8 protein-coding genes are annotated in these 6,003 nt (G+C 34.5%); 3 read left to right on the forward strand and 5 right to left on the reverse strand.

Annotated elements, in window-relative coordinates:
* Window positions 1–47: 47 nt before the first annotated feature.
* Both mobQ and NI455_RS14905 read left to right on the forward strand, forming a co-directional pair.
* A complete protein-coding gene (gene mobQ / locus NI455_RS14900; protein WP_253114840.1) occupies window positions 48–1,001 on the forward strand; it encodes a MobQ family relaxase in 954 nt (317 codons plus the stop codon).
* Window positions 998–1,471, forward strand: a complete 474-nt coding sequence (locus NI455_RS14905) for a hypothetical protein (protein ID WP_253114841.1) — start codon at window positions 998–1,000, stop codon at window positions 1,469–1,471. Before mobQ ends, NI455_RS14905 begins: the two co-directional genes overlap by 4 nt.
* Window positions 1,472–1,597: 126 nt before the next feature.
* On the opposite strand, the gene NI455_RS14910 is transcribed toward NI455_RS14905, so the two are convergent.
* The 3 genes from NI455_RS14910 to NI455_RS14920 all read right to left on the reverse strand — a co-directional run bounded on the left by NI455_RS14910 (window position 1,598) and on the right by NI455_RS14920 (window position 3,739).
* Window positions 1,598–3,010: a hypothetical protein gene (locus NI455_RS14910; protein ID WP_253114842.1), complete on the reverse strand. Its 1,413-nt coding sequence runs from the start codon at window positions 3,008–3,010 to the stop codon at window positions 1,598–1,600.
* 165 nt (window positions 3,011–3,175) lie between these two features.
* Complete coding sequence (locus NI455_RS14915) at window positions 3,176–3,568, reverse strand: hypothetical protein (protein WP_253114843.1); 393 nt, start codon at window positions 3,566–3,568, stop codon at window positions 3,176–3,178.
* Entirely contained in the window at window positions 3,569–3,739 is a 171-nt protein-coding gene (locus NI455_RS14920) for a hypothetical protein (protein WP_253114845.1), read from the reverse strand. It abuts the gene before it with no gap.
* A gap of 305 nt (window positions 3,740–4,044) precedes the next feature.
* Between NI455_RS14920 and repM the strand changes: the two genes are divergently transcribed.
* Window positions 4,045–4,995, forward strand: coding sequence for a replication initiation protein RepM (gene repM, locus NI455_RS14925; RefSeq protein WP_253114846.1), 951 nt, complete (start codon window positions 4,045–4,047; stop codon window positions 4,993–4,995).
* Here repM and NI455_RS14930 read toward each other — a convergent pair whose 3' ends face one another.
* Window positions 4,996–5,442, reverse strand: a complete 447-nt coding sequence (locus NI455_RS14930; protein ID WP_253114847.1) for a hypothetical protein — start codon at window positions 5,440–5,442, stop codon at window positions 4,996–4,998.
* A gap of 10 nt (window positions 5,443–5,452) precedes the next feature.
* On the reverse strand, window positions 5,453–5,749 hold the full coding sequence (locus tag NI455_RS14935) for a DUF8583 domain-containing protein (protein WP_253114848.1): 297 nt from the start codon (window positions 5,747–5,749) through the stop codon (window positions 5,453–5,455).
* Window positions 5,750–6,003 lie beyond the last annotated feature (254 nt).

Genomic DNA, 6,003 nt, shown 5'->3' on the forward strand with positions numbered 1-6,003 from the left:
TACGCAATTTTTTAAAAGCAAAAGCAAAACCATCACAAGGCTAAGGCATGGCAATTTATCACTGTACGACTAAGACCGTTAACCGAAGTTCTGGACGAACTGCGGTAGCATCTATGGCCTATCGTGCAGGAGAAAAATTGACAGATGAACGAACAGGATTAACGCACGACTTTACGAGAAAAGAAGGTGTGGCTTATACCGAAATTATCTCGAACTTAGATACTCAAATTGATCGTGCCGAACTCTGGAATCTGGCGGAAAAAACCGAAAACAGGAAAGATGCCAGAACTGCTAGAGAATGGGTTATTGCTTTACCTGATGAATTGGATGAAGAACAACGCAAGGAACTCGCTAAAGACTTTGCCAAGTCCTTAGTAGATCGCTATGGGGTAGTTGCAGATTTGGCGATTCATGCACCCAGTAAAGGTGGGGATGATAAAAACCATCATGCACATATCTTGCTGACAACTCGCAAAGCAGAATTAGACCCCGAAAATAAATTGGTCCTCACTCAAAAAGCAGAAATTGAGCTAAGTAACACCAAAAGAAAAAGCCTAGGCATGGGTACAAGCCAAGAAGAAATCAAACAGATTCGAGCCACCTGGGCAAACCTTGCAAATTACGCCCTGGACAAAGCAGGGTACAAAGAAAAAATAGACCATCGCAGCTATGCCGAACAAGGTAACGGCTTACAAGCCACGATACATGAAGGCAGCAAGGTTACTCAGTTACGCAGAAAGGGCATAGATACTGAAGTTAGCCGTTTCAATGACAACATCAAACAGCAAAACAATCAGCAGCTCCAATTCAAAGAACCCAAAAAGGAAAAAATCCTAGAACAAGGCTTCAGCCGTGTGGAAAAGGGTTTTGATCAATGGAAGAAAGATCAGGAAGCTAAACGCCTACAACTGGAACATCAGCAGCAGTTAAAGCAACAGCAAGAACGAGCCATGAAGCAGAAACAACGCCAAAGCATAAGTAAAGATGGGCCATCTCTATGAGCAACCAAAACGACGATTTAGACGACCAGTTATATATTTTATTGGCTTCCATGAAGGAATACAGAGAAGCCATAACAGACGATAAGAAGCGATTAGAGACGTTTTACACCCAAGTAGCTAGTGGGGTTCTAGATAAGGCTGAAAAGTCGCTACAGGAGACAAATAAACAAGCTATAGGGGCATTAAAGAGCCGTATTCAGGAACTAGACAAGGCAACTAGCCGTCTTAACTATCAATTCATTGCCGTATTTGCCAGTGCCTTTGTAGCGTTGGTGATGGTGCTGTTCTTGGCATTATTTTTATTTGTACCAAGTATGGATGAAATCCAGCAGCGCAGATCGGAAGTGAACAACCTGAAAAAATACAGCTTAGACCTATCAAAATGTGATGGGAAAACATGCGTTAAGGTTATGAGAAAACAATGTGGCTATGGGAAAAATGGCGATTATTGTGTGATAGATCCTAAGTAATTATCATTGTTTACTTTGCTCTGTTCTCTCCAATCCCTATCAAATACCTAATGTCGCAAAGTGGCTCGACTTTGAAACACGGCTAAAGCCATATTTCAAAGTATCGAGCTAATCAAACTATCTATTCTATTTATTAGTTTTAGCACCAGTTAATAACGTTTTAAAAGATTCTGATTTTTTTTCTATTTCGTTCCAATCAGTACTTAAGCATGTTATAGCCACAGAAAGCATAGCGATAAAGATCGCAACTCTTGTCAAATATTTCATTTCTTTCTGTAATTCAAAATTAACTTCCGTTGTCACTGAATCAAATTCCTTCTCTAAATATTTTTTTATAAGTTGTGATTTTTCAGTCAGTTGAGCAGAAGAAAAAGAAAATTTAAGTTTAAAGGAATCAGCATAATCATGAGAATCTGCATAATTGGAGGAAACTTTTAATTTTTCTGTTTTTAAGCTTCTAAATAATTCTTCATCAAGATTAGAGTTTTTAACTTCTTCAAAAAATCTTAATATCTGAAATTCGATAGTATTACATAACAGCACATCATCTTTAAGTTTTTGAATATGTTTTACTTTTTTATTATCTAAACCTTTTTCTAAGATATCCTCTAATTTGTTTTGGTAGGCATTTATTACCATCAACAACCAAATACTGGTAGCAAATTTTGTTGAAATAACTCTTTCGCCCTGATGGAGTTTTTCAAACGTGTATAACCGTATATCTTCGATATTTTTTAAAACATAATATTGGTCTTCCTTATGGAAACAATAATGGCTATGGATAGAAGCAGATTGAGAAAAGAAAAAATTTGTATTTCTTTCTATTATTTCCTCATTACTTTTTGTTTGAGAGATATTTTCTAATAGAACTTCTAGGCTACTGTTGGATGACAAAATAGAATTTGGGTTAATTTTTAAAAATTTTAGTATCCAAATTTCTATAAGTTTAACCTGCTCTTTTAACAACTTATCAAATTTACTACTTGAAGATCCTCCAATCATACTAAAGCTTTTAAAGAAATTTTTAACTGAAATTTTAATATCATCTGGCGAATAGAAATCTTCATAGAGATCTGTTTTAAAAGTCTCTTTTAAATAGATATCAAAAACTAAAACTGAAATTGAGGGCAATATTTTATAGCTTTTGCAGCCAATGGAAATTACATGCTTTGGGAGATCGTCCACTAAAAGAATGTTATCGCCTATATGGGGAGTACTAGTGGGAAATATATAACCTATATGGTGCCACCCAAGATGACTAATCTTTTTTTGGCTTTTTTTTAGATTTTCCAATCTATTAAAAGTATCTTTTTTCTTAAAAGCTTTTTCTAAAGCTTCATGAATATGAGAGTAGCTTTCAGAGGAATAAAGGAAATAAAGGTTTATTTTTCTTATTTTAAATTGAAGATCAACGGGTTTCTCAAGGCGTTTGTCTTCCATTCTACCTTTAACCATTTCCTGATGAGATTCAGAAAGAGCTTCAATACGCTTTATTTTTTTTAATAGCCTATTGTTTATAACTCTCTGAGAAATCTTCATATTTTAAATAGGTAACAGCTAAGGACTAATATTCTTCATACTAGTTAAGAACAGAGTGAGTGTCTACGAGCGATCAACTGGCATCAAAATTCATGCGTTTTTCTCTCTGATTACAATTAATCCCTTTTGCTTAATAAAGGGATTAACAGAGCAAAGCGACTGTATTTACTCTAAATATTCAGTGGTTGGTAACCAGAATTCACCATTAGCTTTATAGTGCCAAGTAATATCTAGTAAACGGATATGTTTTATCTGATCTTTTCTTTGAAAATGAAGAATCATATCTGAGGTCAAATAGTTGTTATATTTACTTTTTATGTAATCAGGCATACCGATATGATAATGCCAAAGATTATTGGAATATGTGAAATCATAGATTGGATCAGTTTTGTCTATTCCACGCCATGAAGGTGCAATTTTACCTTGGTATTTAGAAAAATCCTTTAAACCAAACTCTTCATAGATATCAGTGAAATCTAAAATTTTATCTTGTTGATCTTCAGGATAACGCTCAAATTGAACTGCAAATTGTTTTCCAAATTCCCAAGTGTAAGACAATTACTTTTTCCCTGCTTCCAATATTAATCTTCTTTTCTCTTCTCTGCTTAAACCTTGAGGCATAACAAAGGTTTCTGAAGCAAGAGCTGATTTCATTCTATCAAGATTAATACGAACAGGTGCTGTTTTTTGATTTGATGTTTGGGTAATAACGAAGCCCATTACATTCATTTGCCACCTCGACAAATAAAAATTTCTTTTAAAATTTTAACAAAAAAAATAGCGTAGCGGGTTTTTAATTGTTTTTAAATACTTTTAATTGTTTTTAGAACTGCCGAAACCTGCTATATAAAAGGCTTTCAGGCTATATAAAAAGACATTTACCCTGCCATAAAAAGACATTTACCCTGCCATAAAAAGACATTTACCCTGCCATAAAAAGACATTTACCCTGCTTAAAAAGACATTTTACAAAATGTCTTTTTAATGGTAGCTTTAGGTTGTTTTTTATAAAAAAAATTGGCGTTAAAAAAAATATGGATTTAGTCGTTAAAGATAATAATTTGATCAATGCTAGCTACTCTCTAGGTTTAGTTGAGCAACGTCTTGTATTGCTAGCTATCATTGAAGCTAGAGAATCTAGTAAGGGGATAGATTCAGAGACATTTCTAGAAATACATGCTCAACACTATGCAGATAGATTTGATGTAAATGTAAAAAATACGTATGCCATGCTTTCAGAAGCGGCACAGACTCTTTTTAATCGTCAAGTCACTTACATGATGGTTGATGAAAAAAGGAATAAACCTGAAAAGCGGGTAATTCGCTGGGTTAGTGGTATTTCATATGTAGAAGGGGCTGGAGTTCTTAAACTTCGTTTTTCTCCAGAAATTGTCCCTTTAATAACTAGGCTAGAGCAAAATTTTACAAGTTATGAACTAGAACAAGTTAAAAGCTTAAATGTGTATGCAACTCGACTATATGAATTATTAGTCTGTTGGCGTAGTACAGGTAAAACTCCCATTATTGAAATAGAAGATTTTCGTTCAAAAATAGGGGTATTACCTACTGAATATAAATTAATGAGTGATTTCAAAAAGCGAGTTTTTGAGCCTGCAATACAGCAAATTAATAAAAACACAGATTTGACGGTTAATTATGATCAACATAAATCAGGCCGTACAATTACAGGGTTCTCATTTAAATTTAAGCAAAAGAAAACGAAATCAGAAAAGATCGTAACCGCTAAACGGGATCCAAATACACCTGATTTTTTTGTAAAAATGACCGATTCTCAACGTCATTTCTTCGCCACTAAACTTTCTGAAATGCCTGAAATGGGTAAATATTCTCACGGTACTGAAAGCTACCAGCAGTTTGCTATTCGTATTGCTGACATGCTTTTAGAGCCTCAAAAAGTTAAAGAACTTTATCCACTCTTAGAAAAAGCTGGATTTCAGGCAGGATCAGAGAACAAGTCTATTTAATTAGAGTTTTGAAGTATCTAAAGGAATATTTATTAGCTCATTAGTACACTTAAAATTGTATCTTTTGACGTTCTTAAGTACCTCTTCTCTAAGCTCAATTGTATTTTGATTAATAGACTTAATCTCTGGAACATAAGCTAAATTAGAGTACATATTTTGAAAGGCTATAAGATCATCCATCATGTATAATTTATTACATTGGTAGTCATTAAGTTCTTGCTTTGTATAACCATTTTTATCTTTATAAGATATTGCAGCTTCCTTATACCGTTCCATAAAATCAAGTGATTCTGTCACTCTCTTTACATATGTTCTAACTTCATCCTCATCGGTAATTTTTTGAGGTGTAGCGCTATTCATCAAATCATTTAACCTATCCATTGGATGCTGGGCATAGGTGATAGGAGATAAAAATAAAAGGGAGGTAATCAAGGTGCTCAATTTCATAATCTTCAACTTAACTATTCGTTGTTTCGTTCAATGGGGTTAAACCAAAAAGTTTTCTGTCACGGTCTTCAGTTAAGTATTCATTTAGATCAGCAAGGATCTTTTCTTTATTAGCTTCATTCGCTTGCATCTTTTTAATCAAATAAGAACCAAGCAAAATTTTACGTCGAGTATCGTCCTTTCTTTCCTGTTCCTTTTGCTTCGATTTTTCTCTAGCTTCGATAGCCTGTTTACGAGCCTTTAGCTGTTTCAGCTTTTCCAACTGGGCTTCGATTTTCTTTTCGAGAGTTTCAGCAGCTTTTGTCATGATTCAGATGTCGGGATATAGAAAACCACTCAAGCATAAGGCCCTATGAATTGGAATTCAAGCGGGCTTTATGCTATCGTGTTTTTCATGAAATGCGCACTTACGACTTGAACAAAGTTCAAGTCATCGTTGCGTAAGGGGATTCCCCTTAACCCCAAAAAACTGCTACGCAATTTTTTAAAAGCAAAAGCAAAACCATCACAAGGCTAAGGCATGGCAATTTATCACTGTACGACTAAGACCGTTAACCGAAG

Origin of the sequence: Acinetobacter lwoffii (assembly GCF_024129435.1) — a bacterium.
GTDB classification, from domain to species: Bacteria; Pseudomonadota; Gammaproteobacteria; order Pseudomonadales; family Moraxellaceae; genus Acinetobacter; species Acinetobacter lwoffii_F.